Annotated in this window: 17 protein-coding genes; 15 read left to right on the plus strand and 2 right to left on the minus strand. The window is 34.0% G+C overall.

The genetic code is table 11. The annotated features are described in order from the left end of the window. Positions 1-56 precede the first annotated feature (56 nt). A complete protein-coding gene (locus ACVCZW_RS11090; protein WP_452232445.1) occupies positions 57-2,177 on the plus strand; it encodes a carboxy terminal-processing peptidase in 2,121 nt (706 codons plus the stop codon). 8 nt (positions 2,178-2,185) lie between these two features. Beyond that, on the plus strand, positions 2,186-3,280 hold the full coding sequence (locus ACVCZW_RS11095; protein WP_452232446.1) for an ABC transporter permease: 1,095 nt from the start codon (positions 2,186-2,188) through the stop codon (positions 3,278-3,280). Positions 3,281-3,339: 59 nt separating this feature from the next. On the opposite strand, the gene yihA is transcribed toward ACVCZW_RS11095, so the two are convergent. Beyond that, entirely contained in the window at positions 3,340-3,945 is a 606-nt protein-coding gene (yihA, locus tag ACVCZW_RS11100; protein WP_452229773.1) for a ribosome biogenesis GTP-binding protein YihA/YsxC, read from the minus strand. Between the two features lie 133 nt (positions 3,946-4,078). Further along, a complete protein-coding gene (locus ACVCZW_RS11105) occupies positions 4,079-4,843 on the minus strand; it encodes an alpha/beta fold hydrolase (protein WP_452229774.1) in 765 nt (254 codons plus the stop codon). A gap of 295 nt (positions 4,844-5,138) precedes the next feature. Between ACVCZW_RS11105 and mraZ the strand changes: the two genes are divergently transcribed. From mraZ to ftsZ, 13 genes are all read left to right on the plus strand, one after another. Beyond that, positions 5,139-5,609: a division/cell wall cluster transcriptional repressor MraZ gene (gene mraZ / locus ACVCZW_RS11110; protein WP_452232447.1), complete on the plus strand. Its 471-nt coding sequence runs from the start codon at positions 5,139-5,141 to the stop codon at positions 5,607-5,609. Further along, positions 5,596-6,492 carry a 16S rRNA (cytosine(1402)-N(4))-methyltransferase RsmH gene (rsmH, locus tag ACVCZW_RS11115; RefSeq protein WP_452229776.1) on the plus strand — a complete coding sequence of 299 codons (897 nt, stop codon included), beginning with the start codon at positions 5,596-5,598 and terminating at the stop codon, positions 6,490-6,492. Before mraZ ends, rsmH begins: the two co-directional genes overlap by 14 nt. A gap of 134 nt (positions 6,493-6,626) precedes the next feature. Beyond that, positions 6,627-6,947 carry an FtsL-like putative cell division protein gene (locus ACVCZW_RS11120; protein WP_452229777.1) on the plus strand — a complete coding sequence of 107 codons (321 nt, stop codon included), beginning with the start codon at positions 6,627-6,629 and terminating at the stop codon, positions 6,945-6,947. A gap of 61 nt (positions 6,948-7,008) precedes the next feature. After that, complete coding sequence (locus tag ACVCZW_RS11125) at positions 7,009-8,970, plus strand: penicillin-binding protein (RefSeq protein ID WP_452229856.1); 1,962 nt, start codon at positions 7,009-7,011, stop codon at positions 8,968-8,970. Continuing rightward, on the plus strand, positions 8,967-10,430 hold the full coding sequence (locus tag ACVCZW_RS11130) for a UDP-N-acetylmuramoyl-L-alanyl-D-glutamate--2,6-diaminopimelate ligase (protein WP_452229778.1): 1,464 nt from the start codon (positions 8,967-8,969) through the stop codon (positions 10,428-10,430). Before ACVCZW_RS11125 ends, ACVCZW_RS11130 begins: the two co-directional genes overlap by 4 nt. A 68-nt stretch (positions 10,431-10,498) precedes the next feature. Continuing rightward, positions 10,499-11,740 (plus strand): phospho-N-acetylmuramoyl-pentapeptide-transferase, encoded by a 1,242-nt coding sequence (gene mraY, locus ACVCZW_RS11135; protein WP_452229779.1) that lies wholly within the window; start codon positions 10,499-10,501, stop codon positions 11,738-11,740. Positions 11,741-11,817: 77 nt separating this feature from the next. Further along, positions 11,818-13,155, plus strand: a complete 1,338-nt coding sequence (murD, locus tag ACVCZW_RS11140; protein ID WP_452232448.1) for a UDP-N-acetylmuramoyl-L-alanine--D-glutamate ligase — start codon at positions 11,818-11,820, stop codon at positions 13,153-13,155. A 119-nt stretch (positions 13,156-13,274) separates the two neighbouring features. After that, entirely contained in the window at positions 13,275-14,468 is a 1,194-nt protein-coding gene (locus ACVCZW_RS11145) for an FtsW/RodA/SpoVE family cell cycle protein (RefSeq protein ID WP_452229781.1), read from the plus strand. After that, positions 14,468-15,562, plus strand: a complete 1,095-nt coding sequence (gene murG / locus ACVCZW_RS11150) for an undecaprenyldiphospho-muramoylpentapeptide beta-N-acetylglucosaminyltransferase (RefSeq protein WP_452229782.1) — start codon at positions 14,468-14,470, stop codon at positions 15,560-15,562. The genes ACVCZW_RS11145 and murG overlap by 1 nt, the downstream gene beginning before the upstream one ends. Before the next feature lie 51 nt (positions 15,563-15,613). Continuing rightward, complete coding sequence (murC, locus tag ACVCZW_RS11155; protein ID WP_452229783.1) at positions 15,614-16,969, plus strand: UDP-N-acetylmuramate--L-alanine ligase; 1,356 nt, start codon at positions 15,614-15,616, stop codon at positions 16,967-16,969. 16 nt (positions 16,970-16,985) lie between these two features. Next, positions 16,986-17,678, plus strand: a complete 693-nt coding sequence (locus ACVCZW_RS11160) for a cell division protein FtsQ/DivIB (protein WP_452229784.1) — start codon at positions 16,986-16,988, stop codon at positions 17,676-17,678. Positions 17,679-17,681: 3 nt separating this feature from the next. Continuing rightward, on the plus strand, positions 17,682-19,004 hold the full coding sequence (gene ftsA, locus ACVCZW_RS11165; RefSeq protein WP_452232449.1) for a cell division protein FtsA: 1,323 nt from the start codon (positions 17,682-17,684) through the stop codon (positions 19,002-19,004). 32 nt (positions 19,005-19,036) lie between these two features. Further along, a complete protein-coding gene (ftsZ, locus tag ACVCZW_RS11170) occupies positions 19,037-21,052 on the plus strand; it encodes a cell division protein FtsZ (protein ID WP_452232450.1) in 2,016 nt (671 codons plus the stop codon). Positions 21,053-21,169: the final 117 nt, after the last annotated feature.

A 21,169-nucleotide genomic window follows, 5' to 3' on the forward strand; every position in this document is an offset into this window, starting at 1 on the left:
GAGACAAACCCCTAACTTAAGCTATAAAAGCTTAAATTAATTAATGCATTTAGAAAATGAAAAAGAAATATAATGTATTTATCCTACTGCTTTTATTAGCATTTGCATCTTGTAGTTTTACGAGTAAGACTTTTGATGATCCAGATAAAGATAAGCTACTAATACAAGTGATAACTTACGTTTTAGAGCGTGGGCACTTTGACCCTAAAGTTTTAAATGATGAATTTTCATCTGCTGTATATACCGATTATTTAGAGCAATTAGATCCTTTAAAACGTTATTTTTATAAATCAGATATAGAAGAATTTGAAAAATATAAAACAGAATTAGATGATCAACTTAAAGCGTATGATATCGCTTTCTTTAATCTAACGCATGAGCGTTTATTAAAACGTATCGAAGAAACGAAAACAATTTATAAGGATATTTTAAATAAACCTTTTAATTATTCTGTAAATGAAAGCTATAGTTCCGATTATGAAAAATTAGAATACGTTAAGAATAAAAAGCAAATGAAAGAACGTTGGAGACAACAACTTAAGTTTACTACTATTTCTAATTATGATGACTTAGTTACCGAAAATATAAAAAGTGACAAAGAGAAAAAGTCGTTAGCAAAGCTAGAAGAAGAATCTCGTAATGAAACTTTAAAATCTATTGATAATTATTACAATGATTATATAGATGATCAACAACGTAAAGATTGGTTCTCTATTTATGTAAATGCCATTGTAGAAGAATTTGATCCGCACACATTTTATTTTGCACCAGAAGACAAAGATCGTTTTGATCAGCAAATGTCTGGTAAGCTAGAAGGAATTGGAGCAAGATTATCTAAGAAAATGGATAACACTAAAATTGTAGAATTAATTTCTGGAGGTCCAGCTTGGAGAGGAAAAGAATTAGAAGTTGGTGATATTATTCAAAAAGTACGTCAAGAAAATGAAGAGCTAGCGGTTAACATTGTAGGTATGCGTTTAGACGATGCAATTAAACTTATAAAAGGCCCAAAAGGAACGGTTGTTAATCTTACTATCAAAAAAGTAGATGGTACTATTGATGTGATTTCTATTACTAGAGATGTGGTAGAGTTAGAAGAAACCTATGCTAAATCTTCTATTGTAAAGAATAATGATAAACGTTTTGGGGTAATCAATCTTCCTAAGTTTTATGTAGATTTTGAAGATTACAAAAAACGTAACGCTGCAAGTGATATCAAACAAGAAATTGAGCGTTTAAAAGAAGAAGGAATGGAAGGTCTTGTTTTAGATCTTCGTAATAATGGAGGAGGATCTTTACAAACCGTTGTAGATATGGCAGGTTTGTTTATTAAAGATGGACCAATAGTGCAAGTACGATCTACTGGAGAACCAAAAGAAGTTTTAAAAGATAAAGATAAATCGATCAGTTGGGATGGACCATTGGTGATTTTAGTGAATGAGCTTTCGGCATCTGCTTCAGAAATATTAGCAGCAGCAATGCAAGATTATAAAAGAGCTATTATTATAGGTAGTAAACAAACCTATGGTAAAGGTACTGTTCAAAATGTATTGGATTTAAATAGAATGGTGCGTAATAACTCGCAAGGAGATTTGGGAGCTTTAAAACTTACTACACAGAAATTCTACAGAATTAATGGAGGTTCTACTCAATTAGAAGGTGTGAAGAGTGATGTTGTTGTTCCAGATAGATACAGCTATATTAATGTTGGCGAAAAGGATCAAGAAAATCCATTACCTTGGGATAAAATTGAAGCTGTAGATTATACTTTTTGGGATAGTTATTTCGATTACGATTCTACCATTAAAAAGAGTCAGGAACGTATGAGTAATAATGCCCAGTTAAAGCTAATTGAAGAGAATGCAAAATGGGTAAAAACTAGAATGGATGAAAATTCACACGCTTTAAACTATACTGCATACAAGCAAAAAATAGAATTAACAGAAGAAGAAGCAAAACGATTTGATAAAATATCAGAATATCAAACAAATCTAACCTTTGAGTCTTTACCTTACGAAAGTGAATTGTTTGCAACAGATTCTATTTTAAAGGATAAGCGCGATAGATGGCACGAAAGTCTGAGTAAAGACGTGTATATGGAAGAAGCATTACATGTTTTAGAAGATTTGAAAATGTCTTACAGCATTGAAAAAGTAGCTGCAACAGTAAAAGACTAAATAAATTCATGAGTAGTAATACCAACTCATTAAGTGCATTAGCGCTCCAAAAATTTAAAAGCAATTTTTGGGGCGTTTTTAGTTTCTGGTGTATCGTGTTAATTGGCTTAATATCCGTTTTTGCTTACGCAATAGCTCCAGATAATTCGCAATATGCAAACCAGATGCATTTGGCAATACATTCCAAAAGGCCAGGGTTTAAAGTGCAAATGCTAACCATTCCTTCTACTATTAAAAATGAACAAAGTTTTTTAGATACCCTTTTCTTCGGAAGAAAAAATACAGAAACTGAAATTCCTATTACTAGTTATACCGTTGAGCAAAATAGTCTAATCTATACAGAATATGCTTCCGATGGATTAATTGGAGCAAACAAAACGATAGATTTTGAGCAATTAGATGCTGCCAAATTAAAATCATTAATTGCAACAAAAACCTTTCTTTTCGGAACCGATAAGTACGGAAGAGATCTGCTAAGTAGAATATTAGTAGGCGCGAGAATTTCGTTTTTTATTGGCTTTGTAGCTGTTTTTATATCCCTATTTATAGGTGTTTTCATGGGAAGCGTTGCTGGGTATTTTGGCGGTAAAGTAGATGCTTTTATTATGTGGATCATTAATGTAACTTGGTCTATCCCAACGTTATTATTAGTGATTGCAATTACATTGGCTCTAGGTAAAGGTTTTTGGCAAGTCTTTATTGCTGTAGGTTTAACTATGTGGGTAGAAGTTGCTAGAGTGGTAAGAGGTCAAATAATTAGCGCTAAAGAAATGCAATACGTGACTGCTGCAAGAGCTCTAGGTTTTAATAATTTTAGAATTATTACTAAACACATTTTGCCAAATATAATGGCGCCAGTAATTGTGATTTCGGCAGCCAATTTTGCAGCAGCTATTTTAATAGAAAGTGGTTTAAGCTTTTTAGGAATCGGTGCACAACCGCCAATGGCAAGTTGGGGCGCAATGATTAAAGATCATTATAATTATATTATTCTAGGAAAGCCTTATTTAGCGTTAATACCAGGATTGTGTATTATGACTTTAGTGATGGCTTTTATGCTAATTGGTAATGCACTTCGTGATGCACTGGATGTTAAGAATTAATTAGTTTATGGTAGCAGTTGCAGTTTTTAGAAATAAGTTATTCAACTTCAACTTCAACTTCAATCCAGCTCCATGTTCGCATTCAAAGAATCTATATACTCCAAAACTTCCTCTTTACCAACATCTTTAGATGAAGAAGTAATAAAGTAGTTAGGCACTTCTTCCCAAGTTTCTAAAAGAATTTTCTTGTAATCTTCTACATGGTTTTCTATAGCCTTAGGTTTAAGTTTATCCGCTTTTGTGAAAATAATAGAAAACGGAATGCCATTTTCTCCCAACCATTTCATGAAATCTAAATCTATTGGTTGTGGTTTGTGTCTAATATCTACTAAAACAAAACCAGTAACTAGCTGTTCGCGTAAAGCAAAATACTGTGTTATAAATTTCTGAAAAGTCTTTTTTGCAGATTTAGAAACACGAGCATAACCATAACCTGGTAAATCTACTAAGTACCATTCTTCATTAATTAAAAAATGATTTATAAGCTGCGTTTTTCCTGGTCTACCAGAAGTTTTTGCAAGGCTTTTTCTGCTAGTAAGCATGTTGATAAGCGAAGACTTACCTACATTACTTCTACCAATAAAAGCGTATTCCGGAATGTTTTTGGTTGGGCATTTTGCAACATCAGAGTTACTCAATACAAATTCTGCAGATTTTATTTTCATGGCGATAGCATTTCCGTGAAAACGGAAGTCTCATTAAATTAATACTAAAAGCTCAAAGGTAAAGACATCCGTGTAAGTTACCAAAATAGTTATGGTAAAAGAATAAGGGTCTTTATATATACGCTAATTTGTTTTAGAACTTTCTGTCCTCTAACCAATCATTAAGAATTTGGTTGAACGTTTCGGGATGTTCCATCATGGCAGCATGACCGCATTTGTCTATCCAGAATAAATCAGAATCTGGTAACAAAGCATTAAATTCATCAGCAACTTCTGGAGGAGTAACAGTATCGTTTTTTCCCCAAATAATACAAGTAGGTACTTTCATTTGTGGTAAATCACTAGCCATATTATGTCTTATCGCACTCTTTGCAATTGCTAATGTTTTAATAAGTTTGTTTCTGTCGTTTACCGTATCGTAAACTTCATCCACAATTTCTTTGGTTGCTACAGCAGGGTCATAAAAAACATCTTGTGCTTTCTTTTTTATTACCTCGTAATCGCTACGTTTGGTGTAGCCTCCGCCCATGGCACTTTCGTATAAACCAGAACTTCCTGTAATTACAAGCGCTTTAACTTTTTCAGGATACAGTTTTGTATGATATAAACCAATATGTCCACCTAACGAATTCCCTAATAAAATCACATTATCTAAGCCTTTGTATTCAATAAAGTCATGTAAATATTTTGCAAAAGTTTTTACATTCGTTTTTAGTAAAGACATGCTGTAAATTGGCAACTCAGGAATAATAACCTTGTATCCTTTTTTGCTAAAATGCTTAGTAACCGCTTCAAAGTTGCTTAATCCTCCCATAAGTCCATGAAGTACAATTATAGGATTACCTTCTCCTATCTCAATGTAGCTGTAATCCTTCTCTTTTTTTAAGCGATGCATCATGAATTAGTTAATCATTTCTATGAAAAACAAATATAGTTAATTCATTCAAATTATAACAACTTAAATAAAAACACTGTAAGAGTTTCTTAAATGAGATGTTAACAATCGTTTTTAAGTTTTTTACCCACAAGTTAACCCGCTGTTAGTTAGTGGTTCTTGGGCTTTAATTGTTTTTGTAATCGAAATAATGCTTCGTTTGGTCGAAAATTTATTAACAATGTGGTAAATAGTGGTAAATAGTGGTAGAATTTTCAATATATTTGACTCTTAATCGTTTTAACACGTAAAAGTTACAGTGAACTCATTAATAGGAACATACGAATGCAAGGTAGACGCAAAAGGAAGGCTTATGCTTCCTGCTGCGCTTAAAAAGCAGTTGTCTCCGGTGTTGCAAAATGGATTTGTGCTTAAACGAGCAGTTTTTCAGCCTTGTTTAGAGTTGTATCCAATGAGTGAATGGGAGGCTTTGATGACTAAAATGAATAAACTTAATCGTTTTAAAAAGAAGAATAATGATTTTATAAGACGATTTACCGCAGGAGTTAAAATAATTGAGGTAGATGCGACAGGACGATTATTGATTCCTAAAGACCTGGTGGCTTTTGCAGATATAGCAAAAAACATAGTGGTTTCTTCAGCAATTAATATTGTGGAGATTTGGGATAAAGATAAATATGAACAAACCATTGATGATGCAGCTGTAGATTTTGCAGATTTAGCAGAAGAGGTAATGGGACAAGACGATGAAGAAAATGGAATATCATAACCCAGTTTTATTGAAAGAAACCGTGGACGGTTTAAACATTGTTGAAGATGGTGTTTATGTCGATGTCACTTTTGGAGGTGGAGGACACAGTAAAGAAATATTAAAAAGACTTGGAGTAAACGGAAAGTTGTATGCTTTTGATCAAGATCCAGATGCGCTTGAAAATACTATTGATGATGCTCGTTTTACGTTAATTCATGAAAATTTTAGACACATGAAGCGCTTTTTAAGGTTTTATGGTGTGAAGGAAGTAGATGGTGTTTTGGCGGATTTCGGAGTTTCATCACATCAATTTGATGTTGCAGAGCGTGGTTTTTCAACCAGATTTGAAGCGGATTTAGATATGCGTATGAATCAGAAAAGCGAAATTTCTGCATATCATGTAGTTAACGATTATGAAGAAGAGCGATTGAAGCAAGTGCTTTTGCAATATGGCGAATTAAGGCAAGCTCCGGCAATGGCTAAAGAAATTGTAGAGCAAAGAAAAGAGTCGCCAATCATAACTAGTGATCAATTAAAAAAAGTATTAAAAAGCTTTTTACAGCATAAAAAAGAAAACAAGGTTTTAGCGCAGATTTATCAAGCTATTCGTATTGAGGTGAATCAGGAAATTGAAGCTTTAAAAGAGTTTTTATTGCAAATGCCAGAGGTTTTGAAGCTTAATGGTCGTTTGAGCTTTATATCGTATCACTCTTTAGAAGATAGATTGGTAAAGCGTTTTATTAGAAATGGTTTGTTTGAAGGGGAGCCAGAACGCGATATGTTTGGAAACTTTGAAGTGCCTCTTAAAAAAGTTGGTGGTTTAATAGTGCCAAGTAGAGAAGAGGTAAAAATAAACAATAGAGCAAGAAGCGCTAAACTTCGTATTGCTAAAAAAGTATAAATAAGTATCGCCCCTCGCGTTGGTTGCGATGGAAATGTGTTTTCGTGGAAAGCACATTGTAAAGCAAAACGAGAGGTCTCAATAGAAAAGAAATAACTTAAACAGATGGATTACCGCTTTCGCGGAAACCGAAGATGAAAAAAAATATCTATAGCATATTAAAAGGAAGGTTTCTCGTTAGCGATGATGCCTTTAAAAACTGGAAAATGATTCTATTTATTTCTGGTTTGGCTATAGTGATGATTGCGAGTTCGCATAGTGCAGATAAAAAAGTACATGAAATTGCAAAACTAAATAATCATGTTAAAGAGCTTCGTTCTGCTATGATAGATGGCAGGGGAAGACTCATGAAGCTTAAAAAAGAGTCGTTTTTAGAAGGAGAAATGGCAGGGAAAGGAATTGCTATATCAGAAGTTCCACCAAAAAAAATAAAAGTTAAATCACAAAAAGAATAGTTCCATTTTGGCAGCAAGCGAAAAGAACATATTAAACCGATTGTATTTCATAGCAGGATGTATGTTCATCTTCGCTCTAGCAGTTGTGTTTAAACTTTTGACTATCCAGTTTGTGCAAGGGGACAAGTATAAAGCATTAGCGCAAAGTAGAACGATTAAGCCCGTGCCAATTCTTGCAAACAGAGGAAATGTTTATTCTGTAAACGGAAATTTATTAGCAACGTCTGTGCCTAAGTACGATATAAGAATCGACGCTATTACGCCTTCCGCTAAAACCTTTGAAGAAAATTTAAAACCTTTGAGTCTGGCACTTTCAAAATATTCAGGAAAGCCAGCTTCGTATTATCAAAAAGAACTCCGTAAAGCAAGAGCAAATAGAAATAGATATTACTTATTGGCTAGAAATATTGGGTATTCCGATTATATTAAGTTTCGCAATTTCCCAATGTTAAAACTTGGTGCTTTTAAAGGTGGTCTTATTGTAGAGCAAACTACAAAACGCGAGCATCCAATGGGAGGAATTGCAGAGCGTACCATTGGTTATGAGCGTACAGATGAGGATGGAAATGTTACTAGACCAGGAATTGATGGTGCTTTTGGAGTGAAATATTTACGTGGCACAGATGGTTTGCGTTTAAAGCAAAAAATAGGAAAAGGACAATGGAAGCCTATTGTAGATTATGACCAAGTAGAAGCTAAAGATGGTTATGATGTGTACACAACAATAGATGTAAATATTCAGGATATTGCACATCATGCCCTTTTAAAACAATTAGAGTATTACGAAGCAGAACATGGTTGTGTGGTTGTAATGGAAGTGAAAACAGGGGAGATTCGAGCGATTTCTAATCTTGGTAGAACAAGTAAAGGTAATTATTACGAAAAACTAAACTATGCTGTTGGGGAGTCTCATGAACCTGGATCTACATTTAAGGTGATGGCTTTAATGGCTGCTTTAGAAGATAAAGTTATAGATACATCTACGGTTGTAGATACAGGAAATGGAAGAAAACGATTTTATGGAAGAACGATTAGCGATTCGCATCGTGGTGGTTTTGGTAAAATTTCGGCAGCAAGGGCTTTAGAGGTTTCTTCAAATATTGGTTTGGCTACTATTGTGGATGATAACTATTCCGAAAATCCAGAGAAATTTCTTAAAAGGTTACGAAAATGGAAATTAGATCAGCCACTGGGTATTTCTATTATTGGCGAAGGTAATCCTGTAATACCAAGACCAGGAGATGCTATTTGGAGTAGAAATGCATTGCCATCTATGGCTTACGGTTATAATATGCAATTAACGCCATTGCAGACTTTGGCTTTTTATAATGCTATTGCTAATGATGGCGAATTGATAAAGCCTAGGTTTTTAAAAGCGGTAAAAGAATTTGATAGAGAGATTGAAGTCTTTGACAAAGAAGTGATCGTGGATGAGATTTGTTCTGCGGAAACACTTGCTCAAATGAAAGATATTCTAAAAAATATTGTGGTTAGAGGAACAGGAAAGAAGTTGTATTCTGAAACTTTCTCCATGGCTGGAAAAACAGGAACGGCAAGAACAGATTATGCTAATAATGAAGAGTGGAAGAGGAATCCTAAATACATTTCTTCTTTTGCAGGATATTTTCCAGCGGAAAACCCTAAATATTCTTGCATCGTAGTTATTCATAAACCAAGTACAAAAGTCGGCTATTATGGAGCAGATGTAACGGGGCCTGTATTTAAGCGTATTGCGCAAAAAATATTTACAGATACGCCAATTGTAGATGAGGTAGAATCTTTAGAGGTGCAAAATGCTTCGGTAGATAAGGAATACCAAGGGTATTATAATACGGCGCAAACCTATAAAACAATTATGCCGAGTGTTATCGGTTTGCCTGCAATGGATGCTATTTCCTTATTGGAAAATATGGATGTAGATGTGCAAGTAAAAATATCAGGTTCTGGTATTGTTAAAAAACAATCGGTAGATAAAAACACCAAACTTAAAAAGAAACAAACTATAGTTTTAGAAGCATCGTGATAGATTTTAAAGACATATTATATAAGGTAAATATCAATGCGGTTGTTGGTAGCACAAACGTGTATATACGAAACATAGATTTCGATTCACGTAAAATTGCTATTAATGATGTCTTTGTTGCTATTAAAGGTTCTCTTGTAGATGGTCATGACTATATTGATATTGCGATAAAGCAAGGAGCAATGGTTGTTGTTTGTGAAAAAATGCCACACAATCTGAATGCTAAAGTGACTTATGTGCAAGTGGAAGACGCAACAAAGGCATTGGCAATTATGGCGAATAATTATTATGGTTCTCCTTCTAAAAATTTAAAGCTTGTTGGTGTTACGGGAACGAACGGAAAAACTACTATAGCAACCCTTTTGTATCAGTTGTTTAAAAATGCTGGTTACAAGGTTGGTTTGCTTTCCACAGTAAAAGTGATGGTGGATACTAAAGAATATAAGGCAACACATACAACGCCAGATTCTTTAACGATCAATCGCTATTTAAAAGAAATGAATGATGAAGGCGTTGAGTTTTGCTTTATGGAAGTGAGCTCGCATGGAATTCATCAAAATAGAACAGAGGCGCTTTATTTTGAAGGCGGAATTTTTACGAACCTATCCCACGATCATTTAGATTATCATGACACGTTTGCGGAATATCGCGATGTGAAAAAATCCTTTTTTGATAATCTTCCGTCGGAAGCATTTGCACTTGTGAATGTGGATGATAAAAATGGAATGGTGATGCTTCAAAATACGGCAGCTAGAAAATATACGTATGCTTTAAAAAGTTATGCGGATTATAGAGCGCAAATTTTAGAGAATCAGTTTAGTGGTTTGTTGCTTAAGGTGGAAGATGCTGAAGTTTGGACAAAACTTATCGGAAAATTTAACGCTTATAACGTATTGGCAATTTATGGTACTGCGGAATTATTAGGATTAGAAAAAGGTGAAATCCTTCGTTTAATAAGTGAATTGGAAAGTGTAAGCGGAAGATTTCAGTACTTAATTTCAGAAGAAAAGATCACGGCAATTGTAGATTATGCGCACACTCCGGATGCTTTGCAAAACGTGTTAGAAACCATAAATAGTATTCGTACAAAAAACGAAGAACTGATAACGGTTGTTGGTTGTGGAGGCGATAGAGATAAAACTAAAAGACCTAAAATGGGAAATATAGCTTCTGCTTTAAGTACTAAAGTGATTTTTACAAGCGATAATCCTAGAAGTGAAGTTCCAGAAACTATTATAGAAGAAATAGAAGCAGGAGTGGATCCTGTAAACTTTAAAAAAACCATGTCGATTGCAGATAGAAAACAAGCTATCAAAACAGCATGTCAGCTAGCAAAAGCAAACGATATTATATTAATAGCTGGGAAAGGACATGAAACGTATCAGGAAGTTCATGGTAAACGTCATGATTTTGATGATTATAAAACCGTGCAAGAGTTTTTAAAACAATTGCAAAAATAAATCTTGTCATTCCTGCGAAGGCAGGAATCCATAAAAAATAATAAAAAAAATAATAAAAAATAGTATAAATGCTGTATTACCTATTTGAATATTTAGAAAAACATTACCAGTTTCCAGGAGCTTCACTTTTTGGGTTTATAACCTTTAGAGCAGCTGTGGCTATACTAATATCTCTATTGTTTTCTACCATATTTGGTAAACGCATTATTCGTTTTCTACAAAAACAACAGGTAGGAGAAACGATTAGAGATTTAGGTTTAGAAGGGCAAGCAGAAAAAGCAGGAACACCAACTATGGGAGGAATTATTATCATTCTTGCTACGTTAATTCCAGTCTTACTACTTGCAAAGCTAGAAAATACATACATTATTTTATTAATTGTTACCACGTTATGGATGGGAACTATTGGTTTTATTGATGATTATATCAAAAAATTTAAGAATGATAAAGAGGGTTTAAAAGGAAGATTTAAAATTTTAGGTCAAGTTGGTTTGGGTATTATTGTAGGTGCTACTTTATACTTCAGTCCTAATGTGACCATTAAAGAGAAGCTTCCAGTAGCGCAACAACAAGAGATTTTGGCGGAAAACCCAAATGCTTTACCAGGAAAGTTTTTTGCAGCAGAAGAGCAATCCACTAAAACAACAATCCCTTTTGTAAAAGGAAATGAGTTTGATTATGCCGATTTAATTACATGGATAAATCCAGAATGGGGAAAATATGCTTGGATTATTTTTATCCTTGCTTCTATTTTTATTATCACAGCCGTTTCTAATGGTGCAAATCTTACCGATGGAATTGACGGACTAGCAGCAGGAACTTCAGCTATAATTGTACTAACCCTTGGGATTTTTGCCTTTGTGTCTGGACATATTGTGTTTTCAGATTATCTGAATATTATGTACATACCAAGAATAGAAGAAATTACTATTTATATCGCTGCATTTGTTGGAGCGTTAATTGGTTTTTTATGGTACAATGCCTATCCAGCGCAAGTGTTTATGGGAGATACTGGAAGTTTAACTATTGGAGGAATTATTGCTGTAATTGCAATTGCCGTTAGAAAAGAATGGTTAATCCCCGTTTTATGCGGAATATTTTTAGCAGAAAATCTCTCTGTAGTAATGCAGGTAAGTTGGTTTAAATACACGAAGAAAAAATATGGTGAAGGACGACGCATTTTTAAAATGTCGCCTCTACATCATCACTATCAAAAATCGGGATATCACGAAAGTAAAATTGTTACCAGATTCTGGATTATCGGAATCTTATTAGCAATTGTATCTATTGTAACACTGAAAATTAGATAATAGTTGTCATTCCGCGCTGAATGCGGAATCCATATTAACAAAAGCAGATTCTGCGTCGTAGCGCAGAATGACAAATAATGAAAAAAAAGAGATTAGTCATATTAGGAGCAGGAGAAAGTGGTGTGGGAACAGCGCTTTTAGCAAAGGCAAAAGACTATCAGGTTTTTGTTTCCGATAAGGGATTAATTAAAGATAAATATAAAGAAGTTCTTATACATAATGAAGTGGAATGGGAAGAGCAGAAGCATACAGAATCAAAAATTCTTAATGCAGATGTGGTAATGAAAAGCCCAGGGATTCCTGAAAAAGTTGCTATAGTGCAGCAGTTAATTAAGAAGGGTATTCCTGTTATTTCAGAAATTGAATTTGCTTCCAAATATACCAATGCAACACTAGTTGGTATCACAGGAAGTAATGGTAAAACTACAACGGCTACACTAACAGATCATATTTTAAAACAAGAGTTAAACGTTGGTTTGGCAGGTAATATTGGAGACAGTTTTGCAAAGCAAGTTTTAGAAAAAGATTATGAAAACTATGTCTTAGAGATTAGTAGTTTTCAGTTAGATGGTATAGTAGATTTTAAACCGCAAATTGCTGTAATAACCAACATTACTCCAGATCATTTGGATAGATATAATTATCAATTTGAAAACTATATCGCTTCCAAATTTAGTATTGCTAAAAATCAGACAAAAGAAGATTATCTGATTTATGATGCAGACGATGAGGTAATCACAGATTGGTTGAAAACGCATCCAGTACAATCCACATTATTGCCATTTTCTTTAGTAAAGAAAATTGAGAATGGCGCGTATTTAGAAAAAGAAAATATAATAATAACAATAGATAACAACCAAATAATTATGCCAACAAGCAAAATAGCATTAGAAGGTAAGCACAATGTTAAGAATGCAATGGCTGCATCGACAGTAGCGCATTTATTAAAAATAAGAAAGCAAACGATTCGTGAAAGTCTGGAGAATTTTCAAGGAGTAGAGCATCGTTTGGAGCATGTGTTAAAAATTAACAAAGTGCAATATATAAACGATTCTAAAGCAACAAATGTAAATGCAACATACTACGCGTTAGAAAGTATGGATGCACCAACGGTTTGGATTGTTGGAGGCGTAGATAAAGGAAATAATTACAATGAATTATTCTCTTTTGTAAACGAAAAAGTAAAAGCAATTATTTGCTTAGGTGTAGATAATGAAAAGTTGATGCGCACTTTTGGTGGCATGGTAGATATTATTGTGGAAACGCAATTTATGAGCGAAGCTATAAAGATTGCTTATAAAGTTGCTGAATCTGGTGATAATGTATTGTTGTCTCCAGCTTGTGCAAGTTTTGATTTGTTTGAAAACTACGAAGACAGAGGAAGACAATTTAAAGAAGCAGTACGAAGTTTATAATAAATTCCTGCGAAGGCAGGAATCTATAAAAGTAATGCGTGAAGCGAAATGAAATTCGTGGATAAAAAGAAGAGCGTAATAAATTTAAAAAGAGATGTCTGCCTACGCAGGAATAAGGAATGCAAGAAATATTTAATAACATAAAAGGAGATAGATTAATTTGGGCAATAGCAGCGCTATTGGCTATTTTTTCATTCTTACCTGTGTACAGCGCAGCAAGCAATTTAGCTTACGTTGGTGGTACAGGTAATACTTTTTCTTTTTTTATTAAGCACTTTATGCATTTGTTTTTAGGTTTTGCTATAATGTATGGCGTGCATAAAATTCCGTATCGATACTTTAGAGGTTTATCGATGGTTTTAATTCCTGTAGTACTAGTATTATTGGTTGTTACAATGCTACAAGGAACTACTATTGAAGGAGCCAATGCTAGTCGTTGGATTCAAATCCCAATAGTAAACATGTCGTTTCAAACATCTACTCTTGCAGCAGTCGTACTTATGGTATATGTAGCAAGATATATGTCTAAAATTCAAGAAAAAGAAATTACTTTTGTCGAAACTATTTTACCGCTTTGGATACCTGTATTTCTGATACTAATACTAATCCTTCCAGCAAATTTTTCAACCGCTGCAATTATGTTTGTTATGGTCGTTATGTTGGTGTTTTTAGGGGGGTATCCTTTACGCTATTTAGCGGTGATTATCGGTTCTGGTATTTTCGCATTGGTGCTGTTTGTTTTGGTTGCAAAGGCGTTTCCTGATGCGATGCCAAATAGAATTGATACTTGGATGAGTAGGATTGATAGTTTCTCTAATGATGATAATACAGAAGCAGACTATCAAATAGAACATGCAAAAACAGCAATTGCCTCTGGAGGAATTCAGGGTGTTGGTCCAGGAAAAAGTATTCAGAAAAATTTTTTACCTCAATCATCATCCGATTTTATTTATGCAATTATAGTAGAAGAATATGGTTTAATAGGTGGCTTTTTACTCATGATATTATACATGTGGTTGCTGTTTAGAATTGTAATTGTAGCGCAGAAATCCGATACCATTTTTGGTAAACTCTTGGTGCTTGGTGTTGGTTTGCCAATTGTGTTTCAAGCATTAATAAATATGGCCGTTGCTGTAGAATTGTTTCCGGTAACGGGACAAACTTTACCATTAGTGAGTAGTGGAGGAACATCCATTTGGATGACCTGTCTTGCAATTGGGATTGTATTGAGTGTAAGTGCAAAGAGAGAAGAAGATAAGAATAAAGAGAATAGTGAAGATAATCCGTTAGAGGTTTTAAGCGAAGCAATTTAATGAAGAAACATAAAATCATATTATCTGGAGGAGGAACTGGAGGACATATTTATCCTGCAATTGCCATTGCTAACGAGTTAAAATCTCGTTTTCCAGATGCGGAGTTTCTGTTTGTTGGTGCAAAAGACAGAATGGAAATGGAAAAAGTACCGCAAGCTGGTTTTGCAATCAAAGGACTTTGGATTTCAGGTATTCAGCGTAAGCTTACATTAAAAAACCTATTGTTTCCGTTTAAATTATTAAGTAGTTTATATAATGCAAGGAAAATAATAAAACAGTTTAAACCAGATATCGCTATTGGTACAGGTGGATTTGCAAGCGGACCATTATTACAAATGGCAACTGTAAACGGCGTGCCTACTTTAATACAAGAGCAAAATTCGTATCCGGGAATTACAAACAAACTGTTATCTAAAAAGGTGCAGAAAATTTGTGTTGCTTATGATGGTTTAGAACGCTTTTTTCCGAAAGAAAAAATGATTAAAACAGGAAATCCTGTTCGCCAAGATTTATTAGATATAGATTCTAAAGTAGCCGAGGCTAAAAAATATTTTAATCTAGTAGAGGGAAAGAAAACCCTTTTGGTTATTGGTGGTAGTTTAGGTGCAAGACGCATAAATGAGCTGATAAGAGAAGAGCTAGATTATTTTAATACGTTGAACATGCAAGTGATCTGGCAATGTGGAAAACTGTATTATAAAACGTATAAAATTGATGGTAATGAAAAGCAAGTGCAGCTGCATCAATTTATAAATAACATGGATTTAGCGTATGCTGCAGCAGATATTATTATATCTAGAGCAGGAGCAGGTTCTGTTAGTGAATTGTGTATTGTTGGTAAACCAGTAATTTTTATTCCGTCACCAAATGTGGCCGAAGATCATCAAACTAAAAATGCGATGGCTGTTGTAAATGAAAATGCAGCGATGTTAATTAATGAAAGTGATTTGGTAGTAGATTTTGAAAATAAATTTACGCAATTAATGGCTTCACCAGAGAAACAAAAAGAGCTAGGAGCAAATATAAAAAAGCTAGCATTAGTAAATGCTACTAAAGAAATAGTAGACGAAGTGGAAAAGCTTCTGAAACATTAAACTAAAAAGAAAATGTTTGGTCGATCGCAATCGCGACCTTATTTAAAAAGAATGAACTTAAACAACATACATAACATCTATTTTATTGGCATTGGTGGCATTGGCATGAGTGCGCTTGCGCGATACTTTAAGGCGAGCAATAAAAACGTGGCAGGTTATGATAAAACCCAAACGGAAATTACAGATAGTTTGGAAGATTTAGGTATTCAGGTTCATTTTGAAGATTCTATAGCGCAAGTAGAAGATGCTTTTTTAAATTATGATACCACGTTGGTTGTTTATACTCCAGCGGTACCAAAAGATAATAGAGAGCTTGCTTATTTTAAAAACGACAGAAATTTTACCGTTTTAAAAAGATCTGAAATTTTAGGCCTAATTACAGAAAACACGTTTTGTTTAGCTGTTGCTGGAACGCATGGTAAAACTACAACGACAAGTATTTTAGGACATTTGTTATACGAATGTAATGTAGAATTAACCGCTTTTTTAGGCGGAATTAGTGAAAATTATAATTCTAATTTAATCTTAAATGGAAACAAAGTTTCTGTGGTAGAAGCAGATGAATTTGATAGATCCTTCTTAACTTTGTCTCCAGATTTAGCATGCATAACATCTATGGATGCAGATCATCTAGATATTTATGGAGATGCTTCCGAATTAATAAAAACATTCAAAGATTTTTCAGAAAAAATAAAACCTAATGGAAAGCTGTTTGTTAAAAATGGTTTACCGCTAAAAGGAATTACCTACGGAATGGAAGACGATTCCGATTATTCCGTAAAAAATATAAAAATAGAAAATGGTGCGTATGTATTTGATGTGAAAATGCCAAATGCAACACTAGAAAGAGTTCAATTTAACCTGCCTGGTAGACATAATTTGTCGAATGCGTTAGTAGCCTTGGCGATGGCTGTAGAATATGGTTGCCCTCACCAGCAGCTCGCCAAAGCTTTAGCATCTTATAAAGGTGTGAAACGCAGATTTACGTACCAAATTAAAACGGAAGAATTGGTGTTTATAGATGACTATGCACATCATCCAGAAGAAATTAATGCAGTGTATCAAGCCGTTCGAGAAATGTACCCAAATAAGAAAGTGTTGGCAATATTTCAACCGCACTTATTTTCTAGAACCAAAGATTTTGTAGATGATTTTGCTGAAAGTTTGTCGCAGTTTGATGAAGTATTATTGTTAGATATTTATCCAGCAAGAGAGCTGCCAATAGAAGGCGTTACTTCTAATTGGTTATTAGAAAAAATTAAAAATGAAAACAAACAACTTGTTGCTAAAAATGAGTTAGTTGCAAAAATAAAAGAAAGTACAGCACAAATAATTTTAACTATTGGTGCTGGTGATATTGGAGCAGAAGTGAAACATATTAAAAAAGCGTTGCTTGGTGAAAGTTAACTGGAACTATATAAAAATGTTTGTACTACTAGTGTTAGTAGTGTTTTTGTATGCTTTTTCGGCAACAAAAAATAAGGTTAGAGATGTGTCTCAACCTCAAGTACAATTTTTAGGCGATAATAACCTGTTTATTACGCAGGCTAATGTTAGTAAGTTGTTAATACAAAATCAACAATCTGGTGCAAAGGCGTCTAAAGAAATTTTAGATTTGAACAAATTAGAATCTGCCCTGAATTCTAATCCAATGATCAAATCTGCCGAAGTGTATCTTTCTGTAAATGGGGAACTTAAAGCAGAAGTGAAACAAAAAAAACCTATAGCTAGAGTTAGTACTAATTCGTCGTATTATATAGATGACCAAGGAAGTTATATGCCTTTGTCTTCTAATCATGCAGCAAGAGTGCCTTTGGTAACCGGTTTAGTGAAAAAAGATGCATTGGATAATGTGTTTAAAATAGCAAAAAAGGTAAATAGCGATGCCTTTTTAAATAAATACGTGATTGAGATTCATCAAAATGAAGACAATAGTGTTTATTTAAAATTGAGACAATCCACTTTTATAGTGCATTTAGGGGATTTAAATCAATTAGATAAAAAGATAAATAACCTAAAGGTATTTTATCAAAAAGCGTTAAAAGAAAAAACACTTAATAGTTACAGTAAAGTTAATTTACAGTTTGATAACCAAGTAGTGTGCACCAAAACGTAAACTATGGAGAATAATATAGCAGTAGGATTAGACATTGGAACCACAAAGATTGTGGCTATGATTGGTCGTAAAAATGAATATGGTAAGGTAGAAATTTTAGGTATTGGTAAATCTAAAAGCCTTGGTGTACATCGCGGTGTGGTAAATAATATTACGCAAACCATTCAATCCATTCAATTAGCAGTGCAAGAAGCAGAAACTGCGGCAGGAATGAAAATTGAAGGAGTAACCGTTGGTATTGCTGGGCAGCATATAAGAAGCTTACAGCATAGCGATTATATTACGAGATCAAATTCTGAATTGGTTATAGATGAAGAGGATATTGACCGATTAATTAATCAAGTGCATAAGTTAGTAATGCTTCCTGGTGAAGAAATTATTCATGTTTTACCACAGGAATATAAAGTAGATGGTCAAGCCGAAATAAAAGAACCAGTAGGAATGTATGGCGGAAGATTGGAAGCTAATTTTCATGTGGTAGTTGGACAAGTTTCTTCTATCCGAAATGTGGGAAGGTGCATACAAAGTGCTGGATTAAATCTGGAAGGAGTTACACTAGAACCTTTAGCGTCTTCTAATGCTGTATTAAGTCAAGAAGAAAAAGAAGCAGGAGTTGCACTTATAGATATTGGAGGAGGAACAACAGATTTAGCCATTTTTAGAGATGGTATTATAAGACATACTGCTGTAATTCCTTTTGGAGGAAATGTAATAACAGAAGACATAAAAGAAGGCTGTTCTATTATAGAAAAGCAAGCCGAACTTTTAAAAATAAAATTCGGTTCTGCATGGCCAGGAGAAAATAAAGACAATGAAATTGTTTCTATTCCAGGATTAAGAGGCAGAGAACCAAAAGAGATCACATTAAAAAATCTCTCTAAAATTATTCATGCTCGCGTAGTAGAAATTGTGGAGCAAGTGTATGTAGAGATTAAAAATTATGGTCACGAAGAGCAAAAAAAGAAACTTATTGCAGGAATTGTTTTAACAGGTGGTGGTGCACAATTAAAGCATTTAAAACAATTAGTAGAGTACATAACAGGAATGGACACTAGAATAGGGTTTCCTAATGAGCATCTTGCAGGAGATAGTGATGATGAGATTACAAGTCCATTGTTTGCTACAGCTGTAGGTTTAGTAATGGATGGCTTAAAAAGAAATGAAAGAAAAAAAGCCGAAGTTATTGTGGAGGAGTCCGATTTTCTAGTCGATGAAACAGAAGAGGCAAAAGAAGAAACGGAAGTAAAACAAGTAGTAAAAGAGAGACGGACGTTTTTAGATAAACTGACCGAGAAAGTAAAAGATTTTTTAGATAACGCAGAGTAAAGTAATTAAGTAAGAAAATAAAACCGAAATTCATGAGCAGCAACAAAGAATTCGAAACCAATATAGCATTCGATTTACCAAAAAATCAATCCAATGTGATTAAAGTTATTGGAGTAGGTGGTGGTGGTAGTAATGCTATCAATCACATGTTTCAACAAGGTATTAAAGGAGTAGACTTCGTAATCTGTAATACAGATGCGCAAGCACTTCAAAATAGTGGTGTACCCAACAAAATTCAATTAGGTCTTAACCTTACCGAAGGTTTAGGTGCAGGAGCAAATCCAGATGTAGGAGAGCAATCTGCTATAGAGAGTTTTGAGGATCTACAACGTATGTTAGATACCAATACCAAAATGATCTTCATTACCGCAGGAATGGGTGGAGGAACAGGAACAGGAGCAGCCCCGATTATTGCTAAAATGGCTAAAGATTTAGATATTTTAACAGTTGGAATTGTTACTATGCCTTTTCAATTTGAAGGAAAAATGCGTAACGAACAAGCGCAAAATGGTATTGAGAAACTACGAAACGTAGTAGATTCATTAATCGTAATAAACAATAATAAACTTCGTGATGTTTATGGTAATCTTGGTTTTAAAGCAGGATTCTCCAAAGCCGATGAAGTATTATCGACTGCAGCACGTGGTATTGCAGAAGTGATTACACATCACTATACACAAAATATTGATTTACGTGATGCTAAAACGGTATTAAGTAGCAGTGGAACAGCTATTATGGGTTCTGCTAGTTCTTCTGGGCAAAATCGTGCACATGATGCCATTCGTAAAGCTTTAGATTCCCCATTATTAAACGATAATAAAATTATAGGTGCCAAAAACGTATTGTTGCTAATCGTTTCTGGAGCACAAGAAATTACTATCGATGAGATAGGAGAAATCAATGATCATATTCAAAATGAAGCTGGTCATGGAGCAAATATAATTATGGGAGTTGGTGAAGATGATTCTTTAGATGAGTCTATCGCTGTAACCATTATTGCTACGGGTTTTGATATTGAACAACAAGATGAAATTTCAAATACCGAAACAAAAAAGGTTATTCACTCTTTGGAAGAAGAGCAAACTTCGGATAAAGATTTATCTAAAAAAGATAAAAGTCCAGCAATTATAACTCCAAATATTGAGTTACAAAAAAAGGTAGAACCAGTAATTGTAAAGCACACTTTAGATTTAAATGAATTGGAAGATGCTTTTGAAACAAGAAGAAAAGTAGGTGCTAAACCATTAAATTTAATTCCAACTTCAGAAATCATCAAAAACATGAATGTGGTTTATGATGAAGTACTTGCAACGAAGGATGCACATGTAGAAGAAACTTTACCAGAAGAAGATTTTGTAATCACTAACGCCACTCCGGTAGCTGAAGCTGCTAATGATTTTGAAGAGGAGCAACAAATCACGCTAACTTTTGATATGCCATTAAGTGAGCCTCTTGCGCCTATTGCACAAGAAATTCAAGAGGTTAAAGAAGAAGTTAAAGAAGTTGTACAGGAAGAAAAAGTAGTTCATAATCTAAATGCAGAAGAGATTAAGGCATTGCCTGTGAATGACTTTATAGAGCTTGTAAATGTTACAGAAACAAATAAAGATGGCGAAATTCGTTATGCTTTAGATGATTATTTAGAATTTGAAGCTACAAGCGAACCAAAGAAAAAAGAGCCAGTTGTAGAAGTGGTAGATAAGGTCTTGGATCAAGAAATTGTTTTCGAAAAGAAAGTGGTGAAAAACAATGTTGTTGAAGAGCAAGTGGAAGAAATTGACCCAATGAACAGTCCGATTTCAGACATGTTAAAAGAAAGAGCAGAAGAACGCAGACGTAAAATGAAGGACTTTAATTATAAATTCAATACTTCAAAAATTGATGATATAGAGAAGATTCCCGCGTATAAGCGCCAAGGTGTAGATTTGCAAGATGTGCAACATTCATCACAAAGAACTAGTATTTCTGGTACTTCTATAAGTACAGATGATAATGATGATATGCTTTTAAGAAGTAATAATTCGTTTTTACACGATAATGTAGACTAAGTTAAGTTTAGTGTTTAACTTCAACTAACCCGAAAAACTCACCCAAAGGTTTTTCGGGTTTTTTATTTTAATCATTTCTTATATTTTCTAAATTTAGGTTGCTTATGGAGTACTATC

The organism is Lacinutrix sp. MEBiC02595 (assembly GCF_053601555.1).

Excerpts from the sequence above, each read along its gene's own strand:
- ACVCZW_RS11125 (WP_452229856.1), top strand. The coding sequence starts at position 7,009 with ATGTTCATCTTCGCTCTAGCAGTTGTGTTTAAACTTTTGACTATCCAG.
- ACVCZW_RS11120 (WP_452229777.1), top strand. The coding sequence starts at position 6,627 with ATGAAAAAAAATATCTATAGCATATTAAAAGGAAGGTTTCTCGTTAGC.
- rsmH (WP_452229776.1), top strand. The coding sequence starts at position 5,596 with ATGGAATATCATAACCCAGTTTTATTGAAAGAAACCGTGGACGGTTTA.
- ftsZ (WP_452232450.1), top strand. The coding sequence starts at position 19,037 with ATGAGCAGCAACAAAGAATTCGAAACCAATATAGCATTCGATTTACCA.
- ftsA (WP_452232449.1), top strand. The coding sequence starts at position 17,682 with ATGGAGAATAATATAGCAGTAGGATTAGACATTGGAACCACAAAGATT.
- ACVCZW_RS11160 (WP_452229784.1), top strand. The coding sequence starts at position 16,986 with ATGTTTGTACTACTAGTGTTAGTAGTGTTTTTGTATGCTTTTTCGGCA.
- murC (WP_452229783.1), top strand. The coding sequence starts at position 15,614 with ATGAACTTAAACAACATACATAACATCTATTTTATTGGCATTGGTGGC.
- ACVCZW_RS11090 (WP_452232445.1), top strand. The coding sequence starts at position 57 with ATGAAAAAGAAATATAATGTATTTATCCTACTGCTTTTATTAGCATTT.
- ACVCZW_RS11095 (WP_452232446.1), top strand. The coding sequence starts at position 2,186 with ATGAGTAGTAATACCAACTCATTAAGTGCATTAGCGCTCCAAAAATTT.
- murD (WP_452232448.1), top strand. The coding sequence starts at position 11,818 with ATGAAAAAAAAGAGATTAGTCATATTAGGAGCAGGAGAAAGTGGTGTG.
- murG (WP_452229782.1), top strand. The coding sequence starts at position 14,468 with ATGAAGAAACATAAAATCATATTATCTGGAGGAGGAACTGGAGGACAT.
- yihA (WP_452229773.1), bottom strand. The coding sequence starts at position 3,945 with ATGAAAATAAAATCTGCAGAATTTGTATTGAGTAACTCTGATGTTGCA.
- ACVCZW_RS11105 (WP_452229774.1), bottom strand. The coding sequence starts at position 4,843 with ATGATGCATCGCTTAAAAAAAGAGAAGGATTACAGCTACATTGAGATA.
- ACVCZW_RS11145 (WP_452229781.1), top strand. The coding sequence starts at position 13,275 with ATGCAAGAAATATTTAATAACATAAAAGGAGATAGATTAATTTGGGCA.
- mraY (WP_452229779.1), top strand. The coding sequence starts at position 10,499 with ATGCTGTATTACCTATTTGAATATTTAGAAAAACATTACCAGTTTCCA.